Source organism: Variovorax sp. LjRoot290 (genome assembly GCF_964253985.1).
In the GTDB taxonomy this organism is placed as follows: Bacteria; Pseudomonadota; Gammaproteobacteria; order Burkholderiales; family Burkholderiaceae_C; genus Variovorax.
The window spans coordinates 3,476,336-3,494,817 of sequence record NZ_CAXURW020000001.1 but is presented as its reverse complement, the minus strand read 5'-3'; the positions used below and the strand labels follow the sequence as shown (position 1 = coordinate 3,494,817).

The window sequence follows — 18,482 nt, the reverse complement described above, 5'->3', positions numbered from 1 at the left end:
CATGGCTGTGACCCTCACCGAATCGGCCGCGCGCCACGTCACCCGCTACCTCGGGAAGCGGGGCAAGGGGGTGGGCGTGCGGCTGGGCGTCAAGACCACGGGCTGCTCGGGCCTGGCCTACAAGCTCGAGTACGTGGACGAACTGGCGCCCGAAGATGTCGTGTTCGAAGACCATGGCGTGAAAGTGCTGGTCGACCCCAAGAGCCTGGCGTACATCGACGGCACGCAGCTGGATTTCGTGCGGGAAGGCCTCAACGAGGGCTTCAAGTTCAACAACCCGAACGAACGCGACCGCTGCGGCTGCGGCGAGAGCTTCCGCATCTGATTGCCGATCGGCTTCGCGCCCGAGCCGCCACCATGTCATGTGCTGGCGGCTTTTTATCGCCATGAACCTGAACGACACCGACTTCGAACTTTTCGCCGTGCCTGCCCGCTTTGCGCAGGACCGTGCCGCGCTGGACGCGCGCTGGAAGGAACTGCAGCGCGAGGCGCACCCCGATCGCTTTGCGGCCCAGGGCGCTGCGGCACAGCGTGTCGCGATGCAGTGGTCGGTGCGCATCAATGAGGCCTATCAGCGGCTCAAGGACCCGATCAAGCGGGCGAGCTATTTGTGCGCGCTGAACGGCTCCCCCATCGATGCCGAGAAAAACACGGCGATGCCCCCGGATTTCCTCCATCAGCAGATGGAATGGCGGGAGGAGCTCGATGAGGCGCGCGACGCCGCCGCGCTCGACAAGCTGCGCGCGGAGGTCGAGGTCGGCCGCGCTCGTGCGCTGTCCTCGCTCGACTGGCTGATCGACGAGAAAGGCGATTACCCCGGCGCGGCGCGCCAGGTGAGAGCCCTCATGTTCATAGAGCGCTTTGCACAGGACATCGAAGCCAAGTCCGAGCAGTGGGGACAATAGCGGGATGAATTGCCCCCACGCTCATCACTTCGTGTATTCGCTGCCCCCCGAGGGGGCGCGGGCCCCCCTCGGGGCGGCCCGGCGGGAGGCCTGATGCCATTGCTCCAGATTTCAGAACCCGGCCAGGCGCCGGATCCGCACCAGCGCCGCATCGCGGTCGGCATCGACCTCGGCACCACGCATTCGCTGGTGGCGGCGGTGCGCAGCGGCGTGGCCGAATGCCTGCCCGACGCCGAAGGCCGCGTGGTGCTGCCGTCGGCCGTGCGCTACCTCGACAAGGATCGCCGCCAGATCGGCTTCGATGCGCTGGCCGCGCGTGCCGTCGACCCGGCCAACGTCATCACCTCGGTCAAGCGCCTGATGGGGCGCGGCGTGCAGGACATCGTCAACCGCGATGCCATGGCCTACCGCCTGAGCGGCGATGCGGGTATGGCCAAGGTGCAGACCGCGGCCGGCGAGAAGTCGCCGGTCGAGGTGAGCGCCGAAATCCTCGCGACCTTGCGCTATCGGGCCGAGGACACCTTCGACGACGAGCTCTACGGCGCCGTGATCACCGTGCCCGCGTACTTCGACGAAGGCCAGCGCCAAGCCACCAAGGATGCGGCCCAGCTTGCCGGGCTCAACGTGCTGCGCCTGATCAGCGAACCGACGGCGGCCGCGATCGCCTACGGCCTGGACAACGCGAGCGAGGGCGTCTACGCGGTCTACGACCTCGGCGGCGGCACCTTCGACATCTCGATCCTGAGGCTCACGCAGGGCGTGTTCGAAGTCATCGCCACCGGCGGCGACTCGGCGCTCGGCGGCGACGACTACGACCATGCGCTCGCCGATCTCGTGCTGGCGCAAACCGGTCTCGAGGCGCAAAGCGACACCGACAAGGCCATGCTGCTGGTGGCCGCGCGGGCCGCCAAGGAGGCGCTGACGGCTGCCGAATCCGCCACTTTCGCGGCGGACGTGGCAGACACCCCGCTGCGCGTCGAAATCCGGCGCGCGCAGTTCGAGGCCGCCACCGCCAGCCTCACCGCACGCACCATCGCGGCCGTGCGCAAGGCGCTGCGCGATGCCCGGCTCCAGCCGGGCGAGCTGCAGGGCATCGTGCTGGTCGGCGGTGCCACGCGCATGCCGCAGATTCGGCATGCCGTCGCCGCATTCTTCGGCCGCGAGCCGCTGATCAACCTGAACCCCGACGAAGTCGTCGCGCTCGGCGCCGCGATCCAGGCCAACCAGCTCGCCGGCAACGGCGGCGCCGACGACCTGCTGCTGCTCGACGTGATTCCACTCTCGCTCGGCATCGAGACCATGGGCGGACTGGTCGAGCGCATCGTGCCACGCAACCAGACCATCCCGACGGCCATGGCGCAGGACTTCACGACCTACCAGGACGGCCAGACCGCATTGGCACTGCACGTGGTGCAGGGCGAGCGCGACCTGGTCGCCGATTGCCGCAGCCTCGCGCGTTTCGAGCTGCGCGGGATTCCGCCGATGGCTGCGGGCGCCGCGCGCATCCGCGTCACCTTCACAGTCGATGCCGATGGGCTGCTCAGCGTGAGCGCGAAGGAGCAAGGCAGCGGCGTGGAAGCGAGCGTCACGGTGAAGCCGTCCTACGGCCTTTCCGACGACCAGATCGCGTCCATGCTGCAGGAAAGCTTCTCGACCGCGGAGCAGGATATGCAGGCGCGTGCGCTGGTCGAGGCGCGCGTGGATGCCGACCGCATGCTGCTGGCCACGCAGAGCGCGCTGGATGCCGACGGCGAGCTCCTGAGCGCCGAGGAGCGCGGGGCGATCGAGGCGCTGATGGCCGCGCTGCGCGAGGCGCGAACAGCCAACGACGCAGCGGTCGTCGAAGCCGCGACCAAGGCATTGGCGGATGGCACCGAAGCCTTTGCCGCCGAGCGAATGAATGCGGGCATCGCGCGTGCGCTCTCGGGCCGCCAGATCGAATCTCTCTAGAACCCTCAATGCCCACGATCAAGATCCTTCCTCATTCCGAGTATTGCCCGCAGGGCGCCGAGATCAGCGCGCCGGCCGGCACCTCGATCTGCGAGGCGCTGCTCGAGAACCACATCCATATCGAACACGCCTGCGAGATGAGCTGCGCCTGCACCACCTGCCACGTCGTGGTGCGCAAGGGGCTCGAATCGTTGAACGAGGCGGAAGAGGGCGAGGAAGACCTGCTCGACCGCGCCTGGGGACTCGAGCCGCAGTCACGGCTGAGCTGTCAGGCGATACTGGGGCAGACCGATCTGACGGTCGAGATTCCGAAATATTCGATCAACCACGCCAAGGAAAACCACTGATGACGCGCCAGATCGTCCTGGACACCGAAACCACAGGACTTTCGGCAGAGAACGGCGACCGCGTCATCGAGCTCGGCTGCGTCGAGCTGTTCAATCGCAAGCTCACCGGCAACGACCTGCACATCTATTTCAATCCGGAGCGCGAGAGCCACGAAGACGCGCTCAAGGTCCACGGACTGACGACCGATTTCCTGCGCGACAAGCCGAAGTTCGTCACGCTCGCGAACGACGTCGTCGAGTACTTGCGCGATGCCGAGCTGATCATCCACAACGCGGCCTTCGACGTCGGCTTCCTCAACAAGGAATTCGAGCTTGCCGGCCTGCCGCCGCTGCGCAGTTTCGTCGGCGAAGTCACCGATACGCTGGCGATGGCGAAGGCGGTCTACCCCGGCAAGCGCAATTCGCTGGACGCGCTGTGCGACCGCTTCGGCGTCGACCGCTCGAACCGCACCTTCCACGGCGCCAAGCTGGATGCGCAGTTGCTGGCCGACGTCTACATCAACCTGACGCGCGGCCAGGATGCGCTCCTGATCGACGTCGCATCGAACGAGCCGACCACGGGCACGGTGGTGATGATCGATCTGCGCAGCATCGAGCTGCCCGTGCTGGTGGCGACCGAGCACGAACTCGCCGCCCACGAAGAACTGCTGCTGCAGCTCGACAAATCCAGCAAAGGCCAAACGCTTTTCCGGCAAATCGACGGAAACGCTGTGGCATAATTGCGGGCTTCGCGCCACACGGCACGAAAATCCATCTGGCGCACCGAGCGTCGGACATCATTTGATTCGACGCCGATGGCGTCGAGGGGCGGTTAGCTCAGGGGTAGAGCACAGCATTCACACTGCTGGGGTCGGAGGTTCGAAGCCTCCACCGCCCACCAAAATTCTCATGTGAAATCAACAGCTTAGAGCTGTTGGCGTTCCCACTCGATCAACGTCTCACCTCCGTGGGACACGTTTGGGACAGTCACAGTGGGCACCATCACGAAGCGCACCGGCGCACGCGGTACGTCATACCAAGCCAAGGTCCGCAGGGCCGGGCATCCAATCCTCTCCAAGAGTTTCCCCGACAGGCGCACAGCCGAGCTTTGGATAGCTCAGCAGGAGCTATCTGTTGCTCGGGGCGATCTGCCCGATCCAGCCGTGGCACGCGGAACGACCATGCTTGCGCTGATGCAGCGCTACCTACAGGAGGTCACTCCGGTCAAGAAGGGGGCGATCCAAGAGAGCTACCACATGCGCCCCCTGATGCGCAGCAAACTCGCCGCCTACACCCCGGCGACACTCACGCCCCAGGCGGTGCGGGAATGGCGGGATGAACGTCTCCGCACAGCTTGCGGCACTACGGTGAATCGGCAACTCAACCTTCTGCACCACGTCATCGAATTTGCCCGCAAGGAATGGGGCATCGGCAGCGGGAACCCCGTCTCCGATGTCAGCCGACCCAAGAACAACCGGGCGCGGGACAGGCGACTGTCGCAAGGAGAGGAGGAGCGGTTGCTGCTGGCCTGTGATGACAGCCGAAGGGGCTACCTCCGCGATGTGGTCACGCTCGCTATCGAGACCGGCATGAGGCAGGCCGAACTACTGGGGCTTCGCTGGGAACTGATCGATCTCGAAAAGGCCACTGCGCGGTTGGTCGACACCAAGAATGGCGAGGATAGGACCGTGCCTCTCAGCAAGGCCGCCGTTGCCTTGTTAACGAAGCGCAAGCCGGAAGGTGAGGGCAACGGCACCGTGTGGCCGGGAATCACGACCGAGGCCGTTAAGCAGGCGTTCCAGCGCGCCCGAGATAGGGCCGGGCTGGAAGACTTTCACTTCCACGACCTGCGGCACGAGGCCACGTCCCGATTCTTCGAGAAGGGGCTGAACATGATGGAGGCCGCGAGCGTCACGGGGCATAAGGACTTGCGCATGCTGAAGCGCTACACGCATCTGGATGCGAGCAAGCTGGCACTGAAGCTTGGTTAGTTTGCTCGCAAGAATCGCGGCCTCAACGCTGCTTGAGTTCCTCGGGTCAACGTCGACCGGGTCGTTCGGGGCCATTGGCGGCAACCTGGGGTATACCCTATATTGTGATTCAAAACGTTGCCGCAATTTGCGTGGTTTCCCAAAATTGGAAAAGCATGGCGACGATCAAAGAAGAATGCGAGAAGCGGAACATCGACCGCCTGCTTCATTTCACCCCAGTCGATCACCTTGGCAGTATCCTGAAGCATGGGCTTCTTGTTCCTTCAGCGTGCAAAGCGAACAACGTGGGGATGAAACCGAACGACGCTTCGCGCCACGACGGTCAAGACGCGATTTGCCTATCGGTGGAATGGCCGAACTGGAAGTTGTACTGGCGCTTCCACCTTCAGGACGAGAAGCGGCCGTGGGCGTTGATCCAAGTGAGGCACTCTGTCCTCTGGGAAAAGCGAGTGTGCTTCAATACTACGAACGCGGCCGACAACTCGATGAGCAGCCAAACATTCGCGGCTCGGCAAGGTGTCAACAAGTTTCTGGAGCTATTCGATGACTGGGGCAACAAGAAGCGGGCTGACCTTCACATCTCCGATCACTTGCCTACCAACTACCAGGCCGAAGTGCTTTGCCTTGACACCATTGAGCCCCGCTACTTTGACGCGATCTACCTTGACAAACAGGACGCCTACAACGCTTACAAAGGTGCACATGGCGCCATTGAACTTAACGACTTCTATTTCAGGCCTCGCCGCGACTGGAGGCACTGGTAGCAATGGCTGAGCGGCCAATCTTCGTACCTGCTAGTCAAGGGAGCTCTCTCGTCTGGAAACACGACGTGGCATTCACATGGCATGCCGGGATGTCGGTCAAACAGGCGCAGAAAAGCATCGACTCCTTGCACGATGCCGCTCGACAACAATTGAGTGTTGAAAGGGTGCTTGAGATCTCCTCAAAATCAAAGGATCCGTTAGGGGTCAAGTTGAGCGCCTTCAACCTGATGATCCACACAATCAAATACCAGCAGACATTTAGCGTGGAATGCGCGTATCAATCGGCAAAGGTGTTCGAGGCTGGTGGCCCATACAAGGACTTGCGCGAGAAGAGCTCGAGAGAGGCGAAACTTGATCCGCGCCTCAAGTCAAGCGGACGGCTGATCAAGTTTCAGTTCTTCGAGGTGGATTGGGATCTTGAGCCCACTACCGCCTTTTATGATTGGCTGTACATCAACGCCTTGCACAAGCAGCCGGAGCTTGCCGACTATGTTCTTGAGCACCGCGCCTTCTCCGACATTGCATTCAACCCCGAGCGGTCGTTCAATTGCCAAGCCTACTCGGCTGCGCTATACGTGGCGCTTCATGACCGGAACCTGCTCACGGCATCGGTTCTCAGAGACAAGGACAGTTATCTTGCGGTCCTGAGAGGGCTACGAACCCAAGTCGTCAGCCCAGTTTGTACGGCTGCCCCACTTCAGCAAGCGACTAAGGAGCAGACTGCCTTCGAGTTCGAGTGACCACTTCGCGTTCGACTAAGCGTGATGTTCAAGCGGCAAGTGTTGCTTGGTGCTTCGCCCAAGCTTCCAGTCCTTCGGGGTGCGCTTCCTCCCACTCCTTCTTATAACGAGCGCGAGCCATGTGCTTGTCTTGGAGGGCCATGAAGTCGCCGCCGAGGCGGTCCACCTCATCCGCTAACCGCTCGAAGTCCATGAGCGCGACTTTCACCGTTGGCATAATTTTGTCGGGGTCGGTCTCCCAAGACAAGGCCACGAACTCAATTTCGCCGGTGCCCTTGTGAACGTAGCCCCACCGACCGTGGGCGAATCGGTTTCTCTGCTTCTGCACCCGCTCGACTTCCTTAAACCACGCTGTAAATTCGTCGGCGACCCTGGTGTCCGAGTGGCCCCAGGTTTCAATGGAAAGCTGATGAAGGAGCTTGAGCCGACGATCGAAGGCGATGTTTTTACGAAGAAGCTTGGCTACGGGACGACTTCTGTACTCGCCGAGCCACTTCAGTTGAAGGCCCATGAAGTGGTCGAGGCGGGCATAGGCATGGATGAGCCTTCCAAGCAGAAGGTGCAACGCATCTCTATCGAAGTCGTACTGACTCATCTTGGTACTTCGCGCTATGCCCTCGCGCCGCTACTCGCCAGGGGGCGCGACTTCCGAGCGGGAAAGCGTCCTCCCTACGAACCCGGGGGCTGATTCTTGGGCGGCCCGAATGCATCAATGAATGAGGAAAACGGAATCTTGGTGCAATCCCATACGCCCCGCCCTTGATCCACGGGCATGTGGGCGAGCATGCTCTCATTGCCGACGACAGCGAGCTGGGGTTTGGATTGATCTCTCAAGCTCCATAAGTGGAAAACGTGTGCGTCGGACTCCATGGCCATATCCCACTCGTTGCGAGTAAGCATGGCGAATCCGGAAGCCCCTTGGGTCGACGTCTTCACTTCAATCGTGAGTCGTTTAAAGTCTGAAGCATCTACCACTGAAAGAACATCGTAACCATCAGCGTTGTTGTCGATAGCTATCCAAGTGGGCAGCCTGCCCGTCCTCTGTGTCTCAAACTTAATCGTCAGGCGCTCGCCAATACGGCCAATCTGTGTGAGCTTGTCATCGCGTTGACCCCGCGCACGGGCGGCCAGCGCGTCCCAAAAAGCCACAACCGCGTCGTCGGTACCGTCAGCAAGGCCAGCCTCTACAAAAACTTGGGCGATCTGGGTTCCGGCGAAGCTAATAACACGACTGCGTCCGAAGGTTGCGTTCTGTACCCAGCTTGGGTGTTCGATATCAATGTAGTCGAGGAGCGCTTGCCGCAGTTGGGCCTCATAGCCGGCGGTTGAAAGTAGACGTTCGCCCCGAAGTGTCAGTTCAGCATGTCCCTGTTCGCCCGCGTGCAACCAATTAAGGCTCTGCGCCGTATCGACGACATCTTGCGAAAGAAGGCTACCCAAGTAAGCAAACGAGCTTTTGATTTCGGTGAAGGAGAGTTGTTGCCGGGTGGTGATTGCCAAGAGCTCAAAGCAGCCTTGGGCGAGCCCCGGCGAGAAGGCAATCACGATTGCCCCCTGTTGAAGTCCGTCAGCAAGGCTTCGATGTCTCCGGAAGAGAGGCCAGTGCTGTATTCCTCGAAGTCCTCGATGTCATTCGGGTCCAAGGCTATTGGGTCAGGCCGCAGCGCCGAGTCCTCCAGCGCCTCGGCCATCGCACCGATCTTTAAACCGAGCCGCAGGCGAACGGTTTCATCTACAGAGTCGGCACACTCGACGATATCAATAGTGGTCTTCTGGCCTTGGGGGAGACCAAAGCGGTGGATGCGATCCTCTGACTGCAAATAGTGGGCAGCGTTGAAGGTGCGATCTAAGTAAAGCGCGTGGTGGCAAACACGGTGCAGACTCACACCCTCACTAGCTGCCGCTGGATTGGCGACCATTACCCTTACATTGGGATCATCGTGGAAGAGCTTGATCTTGCCCTCGCGAGATTCATCATCGTCTTCGTCGCCTGCGTCAACGCCCCCGTGAATGTAGACGGCACCGAGGTCCGCCAGCCGCTGCGCGATGTACTCGACGTTTCTAACGAACGACGACCAGATGAGCACCTTGTGCCCGTCGCGGGCAAGCTGTCTGGCTTTCTTTAGAACGTATTTGAGCTTGGGTCCGTCGCCTTCTGCGAGCACCGCGCCCAAGAGGTCGGGATGAGCGAACCCAATCTCAGACGACAAAAGCGCGGGGTTAGAGACGAACTGCAGTAGCCTGGCGACTGAGCGCCCTAAACTCCTCAACGCCTGTTTGCTTCGAGTGTTGAGGGCGGTAGCGGCCTCTCTAGATACCTCATACTTCATGAGCTTGTAAAGCTCACTTTGCATTGGGGCCATGGGGAGCTGGATTAGCACCCGGTCTACTGGCGGCAGGCCCAATTCAGCCTTATTGGTGCGCACATAGATGGGCTTAATGAGCTCTACCACGGTATCTGCATTTGCAGGAATCTCGGGGTAGAGAAACGCAAACTGCGGGATCAGGTCTTCGGTGGACTGAGGCATGGGAGTGCCAGACATGATCAGCTTACCAACGGGCAAATGGGCGAGTCCCAACGCTGCACGAGCAGTCTGCTTTCCTACACCGCTTTTGATGCGATGGCTTTCGTCCAGAAACACGTGAGTCTTGCGTTGGGCAATGTGGGCAGATATCAGGTCAGGAACCCGAGCGAGTTGCTGGTATGTGATGAGCATCCAACGCGGATCATCATCCAGCATCCTTGCGATCTTCTCTTTGCCGCTGCGCAGCCGCGTAAACTTGACTTGTAGATGGGGCATGCAGTCTTCGATCTGCTCGTCCCACGCCGCAAAAGCATTTTTAGGAGCGATCACCAGCAATCGTTCATCGTCGTTGGCGCGATAGAAGAATGTTGCCAAAGCCTCAGTCGTTTTGCCTGCACCCGGGACCGAAAAAGTCGCAGCCGCAGGCAACGCAGCGATACGACTGACGTTTCGAGCTTGCTTCTCTGTAAGGGTGCGAGAGAAGCCCAAAATTTGCAGCTTCGCTCGAAGCTGCTGCTCCTCTACCGCATGAGCTTGGACCGCAAGCTGATAGCCATCTCCGGCACGACGCGATTGTTGAAGCAATGCGGTGGCCGCAGGGCTCACGCTGAGGGTTGTGCCTGGTAGCAGCTTGTAGCCAGCACAAATCTCCCCGAAGCGATTTCGCAGGGCGATGAAGTTCCACCAAGGCAGAGTGATGACTAAGGCTGCTTCCTGTGTTGCATCGTCAGTCGAATCAAGGAGCAGGCGTTTGATGACATCAAACCACGGGCTTGACTCGTCAGTGTCCGCCCACGTCAGTACGGCCCGCCGATCAGCATCTCTGTAATCAATGCTTAGCATGCTGCTCAACGTAGGCGCGAACCGTGTCGGACTGAGCTTTGATGGCTTCGAGCTGCTTAATAACGCCATCGAGCTTGGACTCTGGCCGAAGGCCTTCCTTTACGGCTGCTGCCAGCGCAGCCTGAGCTTTCGAGCAACAGTCCAAGAGATAGTTGGCGCTCTTCGCATCCTTTTGAAGCTGTCGCTGGCTTTCGATCACCTCCACGATGATTTTGCGGGCTGCATCCACATTTTCAGGTTTCTGAATCTCTTGGGCCAATGGCAGGTCTCGGGAGTCTTCGCCCGCTGCAGGAGGAACTCCGCCAAACAGATCCGCAAGGCCGGCTTCAACGTCTTTCGGCGGCTCAACCGCGAAGGCTTCAAGCAGCTTGGTTCGAACTTCATCGATGCTCTCAAGTACAGCAGGGATGGCCTCGTACAAACGGATTCCCGCCTCCTCAGGCTTTTCGATCAGGATGAACGCGGCTTCCTTGAAGATTTGCTGCTTGCCCACGCTAGATATCTTGCCTCTTGCGGCCACGATTTTCTTGAAAGCGAACTCAGAGTCGGCGACCATTGACCAGTGGTTGGGCTTGCCGCGGGACTTCAGGAACTCTTCGGCATAGGCACGCATGTCGAAAAGCAACTCGACCTCTGACTCCTTCATGTCATAGAGCTCAGCGAGCTCTTTCATGGAGAAGTTGTCCCGCTTTTGCTTGGCGAGCATCATGTTCGCCTGGGCATCCCAGCTGTAGTCAGCTCTGATGTCCTTGGTGATTTGTAGCCTAGCCTCAAGTCGATCGATTTCCCGTTCTTCGCAATGCGGCAGCACTGCAATGTCAATGTGCTGGAAGTGACCATACTTGCCCGGCTCCTTGTGCAGGAGCTCCCGCCACGTGGCCATGCGACGGTTGCCGTTTACGACAAAGCCGTTTTGATCGAGCAGGATGGGATTTACCTGCTGATTGACGGTGTCCTCGAAAAATCCCGCGAGGTCGGCTTGCCTTGCAAGTTGCAGCAGCAGTTTGTGTTGGGCCTCCTGCGCATCCCAAAGTTCAGGGTCCCCACTGAACAAACCAATCCGAGCTTTGGGGGTTTTGGCCAGATACTCAGACTGCAGCGAAGCCGTGCGACCGTTCACCAAGCGGTACTTCGGCAAATCGATAGGGACGCGCACGATTGGGATGTCGATGGTTTTGCCTTGGAACACCACCCGTTCAGTGGCGCCTTGAGGACTGGCCAGCAGTTTTGCAAATTCTTCAGTGCGCTTGGGTTTGGGCCAGCCAAAACGCGAACTGGTGGCCATCTGCTGGTTCTGGTTATCGGTCATGCTTATTCCAAGGCGTAGACGAGGGTCGGGACGTGATAGGCCTTCTTGAAGATTTCCAGTTCACGTTCAAGGCGTTTGGCTTGTGCGAGGTTCTTACCGATGATTCTGGCGACCTCTGGGGAGGGCACAACGATGGCTGCACTACTGATAGCGTTGTTGAAGTACAGCACCTGCAACTTGATGATGTCCGCGTAGATGCGCGCTACGTTGCCCGTTTGCAGACACAGGCCTACGTCACCCTTGCCGGACGTGATTGTCATGTCCGAATCTTTCGAGACTTGAACTTCGCCTGACCACCCCAGCGTCTTCATCGTAGTCAAGAAGGCATCACGAATCTTGGTGGCCGAACCTTCAACGGGCTTGACGGTGATAGCGGCGATAGCGGCTTCGATGTCCCGCTGGTGCGCCTTGGAGACGGACCTATCCCCCGCGCAGTGGCTGTACCTATAAAACTTCACTCTTCCCCCCGGGTCTTATATCCATCTGGTGCCCGCGAGAGACTGCTTTGGGTGTGATCGAAGACGGGCTTGTCGTGTGGCCGGTAGCGAACCGTTCCATCGAGCGCTTCTTGCAACCTCTTGTGCCCGGTCTTCGCATAGCTCGGACTGAGTTCGCAGCCCCAGAAGCGACGTGAGTGCAGCGCGGCGGCGACGCCTGCTGAAGCGACGCCTGCAAATGGATCGAACACTAGCTCGCCGGGATTGGTGAGCGAAAGCACCAGTCGCTCGACTAGACCCACGGGGAACTGGCAAGGGTGGTCCGTCTTTTCAACGTGGTTGCCCTTGACGTTTGGGATATTCCAAACATCCTCAGGATTCTTGCCCAAAGGGTTACCGGAGAATTCCCCTTGGTTGGGGCCCTTGAAGTGCTTCTTCCCAGGGTACTTCGCGGGCACGCGAACGTTGTCCAGGTTGAAGGTGTACTTGTCCTTGCTGCTTTGAGTCTTGGTGTACCAAAGGATCACTTCATAGCGGCCAGAAAAGCGCTTCTGGGCGTGCAGGCCATGCCCGAAGTGCCACACAACGCGATTCCGAAGCTGCAATCCATGCCGCTTAAAGATTGGGGCAAATTCGATGTCCAGCGGCCATACCTGGTTGTCGTTGACGTAGGTGCCAATTTGCCAGCAAAGAGACCCCCCGGGCTTGAGTCGAGGAACAAGCGCATCAATAATTTGCTCTTGCCAAATCAGGTAGCTGTCGAGCGCTTGATGCACCTCGTACTCTTTGCCGACGTTGTAGGGCGGAGAAGAGACGATCAGGTCGAAGAGCGGCTTGTTCGGCAGCAGTTTGAGCAAGCCTTCGATCTTCCCTTGCCAGACGGCATAGTCAGCGGTCAGCAGGTCCGCCACGTCCGGGGACTTGCCGGCTTTCAAGTGGCGTGCTGTTGAAGCGAGGTCCAACGGTTCAAACTCGTTCAGTTTCACGTTATTGGTTATTTGTGGTTCGACGCTGGCAAGCGGCGCCCTGGTCGGCTACTGGGCAACGCCCAGGTTGGGCAGATTTACATTTCATCGCGAGCGTCATAACGTGCCCCCGCAACGGCCCTTGGCGCGCCAGTGTAAGCGAGTAAAAACGGGCGCGAGAGCCCGCGGCAACTCAGGTTCGACGGTTGGGGGCCGAAGTGCGCCCAAACCATGATGTAGTTGCCGATGGCCATGAATGTCGAAGAGCCGGATCCAAAAAATATGGAGATTTTTGCGGGGGTGCACGCCGCCGCCCGCGCCCAGCCGCCCCCATGGCCCCGCCCCCGCTGTTGCCTGAAATGTCCGCCTTCTGAGAGGCGCAGGTAGGCGCGCAGGTGCGAGCCGCACCTTTGCTCTGTCCCGGCCCGCTGCGCCTCGCCTGCGTTGATCGGACACGCAGGGGCAGCATGGGCCAGCAAGCAGGCGGCAACGCCGCACGCACACGCTCTGTCGGTCCTCGATTGACTGCATGACAACATACGAACTAAACTACGGCAATGTTGTCACTCCCTGCACAGACCATGAGAACCGAACGCATCGTTGCCTACTACCGCGTCTCCACACAACGTCAAGGGCAGAGCGGCCTCGGGCTTGAAGCTCAGCGCGAGGCCGTTCGGAAGTACATGGACGGGCGGCCCTGCGAGCTACTGGTCGAGTTCGAGGAAGTCGAGACGGGCAAGGGTGCCAACGCCTTGGACAAGCGGCCCAAGCTGCGCGCTGCGGTGGCGCTGGCGAAGAAGTCGAAGGCCACGCTGCTTATCGCCAAGCTGGATCGGTTGGCCCGCAACGTGCACTTCGTCGCCGGCCTGATGGAGACGGGCGTGCAGTTCCGATGCTGCGACTTCCCGACCGCAGACCGGACCATGATCCACTTCTACGCCGCGATGGCCGAGCATGAGGGCCGGCGTATCAGCGAGCGCATCAGGGACGCACTGGCGGCGAAGAAGGCACGCGGCGAGGCCGTAGGCAACCCCGCCAGCTTGCAGCCGCTCAACGGGGCACGATCCTCGGAGGCCGCAGAGTTCGCGGCGCGTCTCCGTCCCACGCTTGCGGGCTACCGGGCCGCACGGATGACCCAGCGCGAGATGGTTGCAGCGCTGGACGGAGCTGGCATCAAGACGGCACGCGGCGGCGAGTGGAGCCTGATGCAGTTGCAGCGCGTGCTAACCCGGCTCTGACGCCACCCCACCAACAGACAGGGCGCCCCTCGCGGGCGCTTTGTCGTTCCTGGCCCCTATGAGATTGTGAGACGCGCACGGGCGCGCCGCGCCATTGCCCTTGTCCAATGCGCAGCGCGTGCTCCGCGCCGTCTTGACACGCGGAATCGGTATGCGCGTCCGCGCTCCTCGTCGGACCAGTGCCAAAGGCTCGCCCCGGCGGGTATGGGCCATCCACCAGCTACGCGGGAGCACGGGCAGGCGCGCCCTTGCCTATGTCCCAAGCGCCTCGCCAACCGCCCGCACAGCAGCGGCTTTGCGTAGGCAAGAGGTTGTTTGTTCTTTTCGTCCTTCTATCAGGGACAGACAACCGTTTGGGGATGTTGCGACCCGCCCGGCATGCGCAAGCAAGGTTCAGAGCATCGTTTTCGTCCTCTTATCCCGACACACACCATCCCATTGAGGCCGATGCGAGTGCCCCGTCCTGCGCAAGCAAGGTTTGGAGCATCGATTTTGTCCTCTAGTCCCGACACACAGAACCGCCTTTGCGCTGCCACATGGGCCGCCAGGGCGACACCACCACACCGCACGACGGCCGCCGCTCAACGGCAGGCCAAGCCGTGCTTTACCACCCCTTCAGCAGAACCCACCAGCAGCGCTCTGCGCGCACTTCCATCGGCCGCAAACCCGCATGGATGCTGGATTTCTGCTGTTTCCCCCGAATAAAGACAGGAACAACATGAGAGCATCTACCACCTCCCGCGGCGTCGGCGAGCAACTGAGCTTGGACAACCTTGCGGTCTACTCCGTCAGCACGACCAAGGCCGGCAAGGTCCGCAGCATCTCGGCCTATGTCGATCTGAGCACGGGCGAGATCATCCCCCCCGAGCAGTTGAGCATCCCGATCTTGGACTTCCGAGAGAAGCTGCCCGCACGAGCCAAGGCGCTGGCGTCTCTGCGCCCCGAGGTGCGGAAGTTCGCAGTCTTCGTCTTGCGCTTCGCCAACAAGCGCCGGGGCATCACCCCTGGCATTGACACACTGTGCCGTTGGTATGCAGACATGCAAGGTAAGCGGTCGCAGGACATACGTCGCTACATCCCCAAGCTAACGGAAGCCGACATCCTGGCAGGCGAGAACCTCCTCGGCCCGCTGTTCCAACGCACAGGCGGAAGCGTCAAGGAGCACCTTGGGGAGGAGTACCGAGCATGGTGCCTCCGTACCCGCCTACTTATGCGATCAAAGCTGGACGCCGAAGCAGCAGCCCAGCAAGCGGCATGGGACGCCATCCGCAAGGCAGCGAGGCAAGAACATGCCACGGCAGGGGCATAGGGTTGGCCCTCCCGGTTGCCCGCCCGAGCTACAGCACTACGAGCAGCGATTCGGCGTCCGTCTCTCGGCTTCCAAGCTGACGCGCCTGCATCGTGAACTCGCCCGCTCGGACACTGCGGTAGCCGAGCACTTCCGCCGACGCATCCGGGAGCCTGCGCGCTTCGATGCCTTCCTGGCCGGGCGTCGCAGCTACACCAGCGACACAGCATGCACCCGCTGCGGCAGCAGCATGCGGACGGTTTATTGCGCATCCTGCTACGCCTGCCAGACCGGCCGCAGGCCCTTGCAGTTGACCCACGGCGGCAAGGTGGCTGCATGGCCTCCCGCGCTGCGCTCCCGCGCTGGATGGCTTGCCTTGTGCGAGCAGCGGCGGCGCGAGCGCAGGGGCGAGCGCCAGTCCTGCATCGTCGGGCCGTTCACGGCCACCACCACCCCCACGGGAACGCTCTCAATCAGCGCCCCGGCGTTGGGCTTGTCCATCTCGGACCTGAGCCTGCATTCCTTCGACTTCATCAACAACGTAATCCAGCGGCATCCCGAGTTCTTAGACGTACTCAGGTGGGCCGGCTGGACTTAGAGGACCAACATGCCACATCCCCTTGAATCCAACATCGTGGAGCGTGCGCGCTTCAACGCCATCACCAGCACCAGCGAGCGCTCCGCATGGCGTCGGGCAGTCGAGGCCCTGACCGGCTCGCTTCCATCGTGGGCCGAGAGGAAGCCCAAGGGCCAGAAGCCTTCGTTCGATGTCGCCGCTGCGGTTGCCATGTATCGGGCTGGTGGCGTCACGCTTCGGGAGGTGGGCGAGCGCTATGGCGTCGTGCCCGAGGCCATCGGCCACCACGTCCGCAAGGCGAAGGCCGCAGAGGCGGTACGAGCATGAGCATGCCTCCGTTCCCCACGAGCCCCAGCCGCGACGACTGGTGGGAGGCCGCGACCACGCTCTACACCGTGCCGTCATGGTGGAAGGCACCGATGACGCATGCCGACCCACTGGGGCGCATCGCTGCCCGCGCCCGCGACATCATGCGAAACAGGCATTGCAACTCGCCAGAGTACGCGGCCTTCCTCGCCGCCCAGGACGCAGAGCGACGAGCCGCAGTCGCGTCAGAGGACGCCGAGCGCGCCCGCCGCAACCGCGCCAAGACCGCGAAGGACTGGGCAGAGGAATACGAGTTCTTCGCCGAGGGCGGGACAGAGGAGGAATGGGAAGCCATTCAACAGGCCAAGGCCGCAGCGGCGCGGGACCGAGCTACGCAGCGTCTGCGACGGGCACACCTCACCAAGAACAAGCGCGAGATTGCGCGCATCACCAGGGACACGCAGCACCCCATCACCATCACCAAGGAATCCACATGACCGAATCCAACCCCTTCAACGGCCAGCACGGTCCTTCTGGCTTCTCGGGCCGCAGCGTCACCAGCGCCCGCGCTGAGATGGCCCAAGCAGGCCGGAATGAGTCTGCGCTTGTCAGCACCAGCCCAGCCACGTACAGCCGCAGCGACGCGCCGACCTCCCGCGAGTTCCTGGCGCACCAGCACCAGCAGCAGGCCCGCGCAGACGCATCGGTCTGGTACGACCACGGCACCGCTGCGCCCGTCGTATTGGGCAACGTCCATTCGGACCACAACCCCGATTCGTTCTTGGCGGCGCATGGCTTCCGAGCCACCAACGCCCAGGGCGAGGAAGTAGCCCTCACGCCGCGTCAGGCACGCGGGCTGATTGGCCGCTACTTGGATTCGCTGCTTCGCGGCGGGAACGAGAGCGTCAGCTTCCGCGATGACAGCCTGCCGCCGGCACGAGCAACGGTCTTTCTGCGTCGTCGCTGAGAGCCATTCCAACCCACCACGGGGGCGCCAAGTGCGCCCCTTTTCACATCCCCAAGGAACACAACATGACCACCAACCACATCGCCGCCGTAAAGGCAGCACTCTCCACCGTCACGCCGCTGGCGGACCAACTCCGCGCCATGCAGGCCGCTGTTACCCGTGAGGCCGATCTGAAGCGCACGCTGGCGAACCTCGAAGCGCAGCAGGCTGAGGCCGAGCGCGCAGCCGCGAACAATGCCGCTGCCATCGCACGCTTCCAGAACATCCGCATCGTGGGCACCGGCAAGGGCAATCCCCGCATGGATAACTACACGATCCATTACAACGAGCGCGCCGCCGACCTGCTGACCATGCAGCCGGTCTGGCGCCCTGGCGAGCAGTCCCTGACTGGTCCCACGCCTGAGCTTTACGCCGCCGTCCTGGCTGACCCGAGCGTCCTGCCTCCAGCGATCCGCGCCTTGGATGCGGACCCGGACGCCGCCGTCCGTCGCTACTTCGGTGATAAGGCCCGTGGCTATGTCCGGTCTTGAGGAGGAGAGCATGTCGAGGAACACCGAGAACCGCCCCTCCTTCGCCCAGTTGGCCCGCCGCTACCTTGGCACCTTGAACGAGTACCGCGACGCCAAGGCGGCTGTCAGCGTCGCCGAGCGCATCGGCCACGATGTCCGCGATCTGGAATACCACGCGGCGCAAGCGCACGCCCGCCACCAAGAAGCGTTTGGCGAACTTGTCCGCCTCGCTGTACGGCTAGACGAAACAGGTGCGTTGGTATGAGCGCTGAGTACACCCTGATGCACAGGCAGGGGGCTGCAACTCGAAGCGGCAACAGCGCGGCCTACACCGTCGCGAGTGCCGCTGTTGAGACTGCATGGGCCGAGGACTTCCTGCTGCGGGAGGTTGCAGCGCGGACCGAGCAACTACTCGAATCCCGGCAGAAGATCGAGCGCGCCAAACGGGCGCTTGCGGATGCTCGCGCTGCGCTGATCCAAGGTGCTTGGACGGATGGCACGTTGGCCGACGCACATCCGCTCAGCGTTGAGGTCGCTCGACTACTGGAGCGGCCTCGGGATTGTGGCGGGCGAGCTACGGACTGAAAAATTCCGCTTGTCCCACACGTGTCCCATGCGGGGCTCGATGCGGGCTCCAGCCGAGTTGGAGCGGGTCGTGTGTCACCTGCATTGCCGGTGCTGGGTCTGTGTTGACTGCCTTCCGTAGGTCTTGCAACACTGCCCACACATCAACCAAGAAAGGCACCCTATGCGACGCGGCTTCCCAACCCTTCCTCCCGGCATGCGAGTCATCGCAGACATGCCCGTTGCCCTCATTGATGACTTTGGCTGCTACGCGGACG

At 61.4% G+C, this 18,482-nt stretch carries 22 protein-coding genes and 1 tRNA gene; 16 read left to right on the top strand and 7 right to left on the bottom strand.

Annotated elements, in window-relative coordinates:
• The first annotated feature begins 1 nt into the window (after position 1).
• The 9 genes from iscA to ACSQ9A_RS17310 all read left to right on the top strand — a co-directional run bounded on the left by iscA (position 2) and on the right by ACSQ9A_RS17310 (position 6,676).
• Positions 2 to 325 (top strand): iron-sulfur cluster assembly protein IscA, encoded by a 324-nt coding sequence (iscA, locus tag ACSQ9A_RS17350; protein WP_093108176.1) that lies wholly within the window; start codon positions 2 to 4, stop codon positions 323 to 325.
• A 61-nt stretch (positions 326 to 386) separates the two neighbouring features.
• A complete protein-coding gene (hscB, locus tag ACSQ9A_RS17345; RefSeq protein ID WP_436304546.1) occupies positions 387 to 905 on the top strand; it encodes a Fe-S protein assembly co-chaperone HscB in 519 nt (172 codons plus the stop codon).
• A gap of 93 nt (positions 906 to 998) precedes the next feature.
• Positions 999 to 2,855 carry a Fe-S protein assembly chaperone HscA gene (hscA, locus tag ACSQ9A_RS17340; RefSeq protein WP_436304545.1) on the top strand — a complete coding sequence of 619 codons (1,857 nt, stop codon included), beginning with the start codon at positions 999 to 1,001 and terminating at the stop codon, positions 2,853 to 2,855.
• An 8-nt stretch (positions 2,856 to 2,863) separates the two neighbouring features.
• On the top strand, positions 2,864 to 3,202 hold the full coding sequence (gene fdx / locus ACSQ9A_RS17335; protein WP_093108170.1) for an ISC system 2Fe-2S type ferredoxin: 339 nt from the start codon (positions 2,864 to 2,866) through the stop codon (positions 3,200 to 3,202).
• Positions 3,202 to 3,921, top strand: coding sequence for a DNA polymerase III subunit epsilon (dnaQ, locus tag ACSQ9A_RS17330; RefSeq protein WP_436304544.1), 720 nt, complete (start codon positions 3,202 to 3,204; stop codon positions 3,919 to 3,921). Before fdx ends, dnaQ begins: the two co-directional genes overlap by 1 nt.
• Before the next feature lie 86 nt (positions 3,922 to 4,007).
• A tRNA-Val gene (locus ACSQ9A_RS17325) sits at positions 4,008 to 4,082 on the top strand.
• A gap of 280 nt (positions 4,083 to 4,362) precedes the next feature.
• Entirely contained in the window at positions 4,363 to 5,172 is an 810-nt protein-coding gene (locus tag ACSQ9A_RS17320) for a site-specific integrase (protein WP_436304543.1), read from the top strand.
• A gap of 155 nt (positions 5,173 to 5,327) precedes the next feature.
• Entirely contained in the window at positions 5,328 to 5,936 is a 609-nt protein-coding gene (locus tag ACSQ9A_RS17315) for a DarT ssDNA thymidine ADP-ribosyltransferase family protein (RefSeq protein ID WP_436304542.1), read from the top strand.
• Between the two features lie 2 nt (positions 5,937 to 5,938).
• The gene (locus ACSQ9A_RS17310) at positions 5,939 to 6,676 is read left to right on the top strand and encodes a DarT1-associated NADAR antitoxin family protein (protein ID WP_436304541.1); all 738 of its coding nucleotides are present in this window, start codon (positions 5,939 to 5,941) and stop codon (positions 6,674 to 6,676) included.
• A gap of 28 nt (positions 6,677 to 6,704) precedes the next feature.
• On the opposite strand, the gene ACSQ9A_RS17305 is transcribed toward ACSQ9A_RS17310, so the two are convergent.
• From ACSQ9A_RS17305 to ACSQ9A_RS17280, 6 genes are all read right to left on the bottom strand, one after another.
• Positions 6,705 to 7,271, bottom strand: coding sequence for a hypothetical protein (locus ACSQ9A_RS17305; protein ID WP_436304540.1), 567 nt, complete (start codon positions 7,269 to 7,271; stop codon positions 6,705 to 6,707).
• Positions 7,272 to 7,345: 74 nt separating this feature from the next.
• Complete coding sequence (locus tag ACSQ9A_RS17300) at positions 7,346 to 8,176, bottom strand: DUF3883 domain-containing protein (RefSeq protein ID WP_436304539.1); 831 nt, start codon at positions 8,174 to 8,176, stop codon at positions 7,346 to 7,348.
• A gap of 41 nt (positions 8,177 to 8,217) precedes the next feature.
• Positions 8,218 to 10,044, bottom strand: coding sequence for a DEAD/DEAH box helicase (locus tag ACSQ9A_RS17295; RefSeq protein WP_436304538.1), 1,827 nt, complete (start codon positions 10,042 to 10,044; stop codon positions 8,218 to 8,220).
• Positions 10,031 to 11,353: a hypothetical protein gene (locus ACSQ9A_RS17290; RefSeq protein ID WP_436304537.1), complete on the bottom strand. Its 1,323-nt coding sequence runs from the start codon at positions 11,351 to 11,353 to the stop codon at positions 10,031 to 10,033. Before ACSQ9A_RS17290 ends, ACSQ9A_RS17295 begins: the two co-directional genes overlap by 14 nt.
• A 2-nt stretch (positions 11,354 to 11,355) precedes the next feature.
• The gene (locus ACSQ9A_RS17285) at positions 11,356 to 11,811 is read right to left on the bottom strand and encodes a hypothetical protein (protein WP_436304536.1); all 456 of its coding nucleotides are present in this window, start codon (positions 11,809 to 11,811) and stop codon (positions 11,356 to 11,358) included.
• On the bottom strand, positions 11,808 to 12,776 hold the full coding sequence (locus tag ACSQ9A_RS17280) for a DNA-methyltransferase (protein ID WP_436304535.1): 969 nt from the start codon (positions 12,774 to 12,776) through the stop codon (positions 11,808 to 11,810). Before ACSQ9A_RS17280 ends, ACSQ9A_RS17285 begins: the two co-directional genes overlap by 4 nt.
• 560 nt (positions 12,777 to 13,336) lie before the next feature.
• Between ACSQ9A_RS17280 and ACSQ9A_RS17275 the strand changes: the two genes are divergently transcribed.
• Both ACSQ9A_RS17275 and ACSQ9A_RS17270 read left to right on the top strand, forming a co-directional pair.
• Complete coding sequence (locus ACSQ9A_RS17275; RefSeq protein ID WP_436304534.1) at positions 13,337 to 13,993, top strand: recombinase family protein; 657 nt, start codon at positions 13,337 to 13,339, stop codon at positions 13,991 to 13,993.
• A gap of 670 nt (positions 13,994 to 14,663) precedes the next feature.
• Positions 14,664 to 15,302, top strand: coding sequence for a hypothetical protein (locus ACSQ9A_RS17270; protein ID WP_436304533.1), 639 nt, complete (start codon positions 14,664 to 14,666; stop codon positions 15,300 to 15,302).
• A gap of 255 nt (positions 15,303 to 15,557) precedes the next feature.
• On the opposite strand, the gene ACSQ9A_RS17265 is transcribed toward ACSQ9A_RS17270, so the two are convergent.
• Complete coding sequence (locus ACSQ9A_RS17265; RefSeq protein ID WP_436304532.1) at positions 15,558 to 15,782, bottom strand: hypothetical protein; 225 nt, start codon at positions 15,780 to 15,782, stop codon at positions 15,558 to 15,560.
• A gap of 106 nt (positions 15,783 to 15,888) precedes the next feature.
• On the opposite strand from ACSQ9A_RS17265, the gene ACSQ9A_RS17260 reads away from it, so the two are divergent.
• The 5 genes from ACSQ9A_RS17260 (at position 15,889) to ACSQ9A_RS17240 (ending at position 17,905) form a co-directional block, all read left to right on the top strand.
• Positions 15,889 to 16,185 carry a hypothetical protein gene (locus ACSQ9A_RS17260; RefSeq protein ID WP_436304531.1) on the top strand — a complete coding sequence of 99 codons (297 nt, stop codon included), beginning with the start codon at positions 15,889 to 15,891 and terminating at the stop codon, positions 16,183 to 16,185.
• Positions 16,182 to 16,661 (top strand): hypothetical protein, encoded by a 480-nt coding sequence (locus tag ACSQ9A_RS17255; protein WP_436304530.1) that lies wholly within the window; start codon positions 16,182 to 16,184, stop codon positions 16,659 to 16,661. Before ACSQ9A_RS17260 ends, ACSQ9A_RS17255 begins: the two co-directional genes overlap by 4 nt.
• The gene (locus ACSQ9A_RS17250) at positions 16,658 to 17,131 is read left to right on the top strand and encodes a hypothetical protein (protein WP_436304529.1); all 474 of its coding nucleotides are present in this window, start codon (positions 16,658 to 16,660) and stop codon (positions 17,129 to 17,131) included. The genes ACSQ9A_RS17255 and ACSQ9A_RS17250 overlap by 4 nt, the downstream gene beginning before the upstream one ends.
• 65 nt (positions 17,132 to 17,196) lie before the next feature.
• Entirely contained in the window at positions 17,197 to 17,661 is a 465-nt protein-coding gene (locus tag ACSQ9A_RS17245) for a hypothetical protein (protein WP_436304528.1), read from the top strand.
• Positions 17,662 to 17,671: 10 nt separating this feature from the next.
• Entirely contained in the window at positions 17,672 to 17,905 is a 234-nt protein-coding gene (locus ACSQ9A_RS17240; RefSeq protein WP_436304527.1) for a hypothetical protein, read from the top strand.
• Positions 17,906 to 18,482 lie beyond the last annotated feature (577 nt).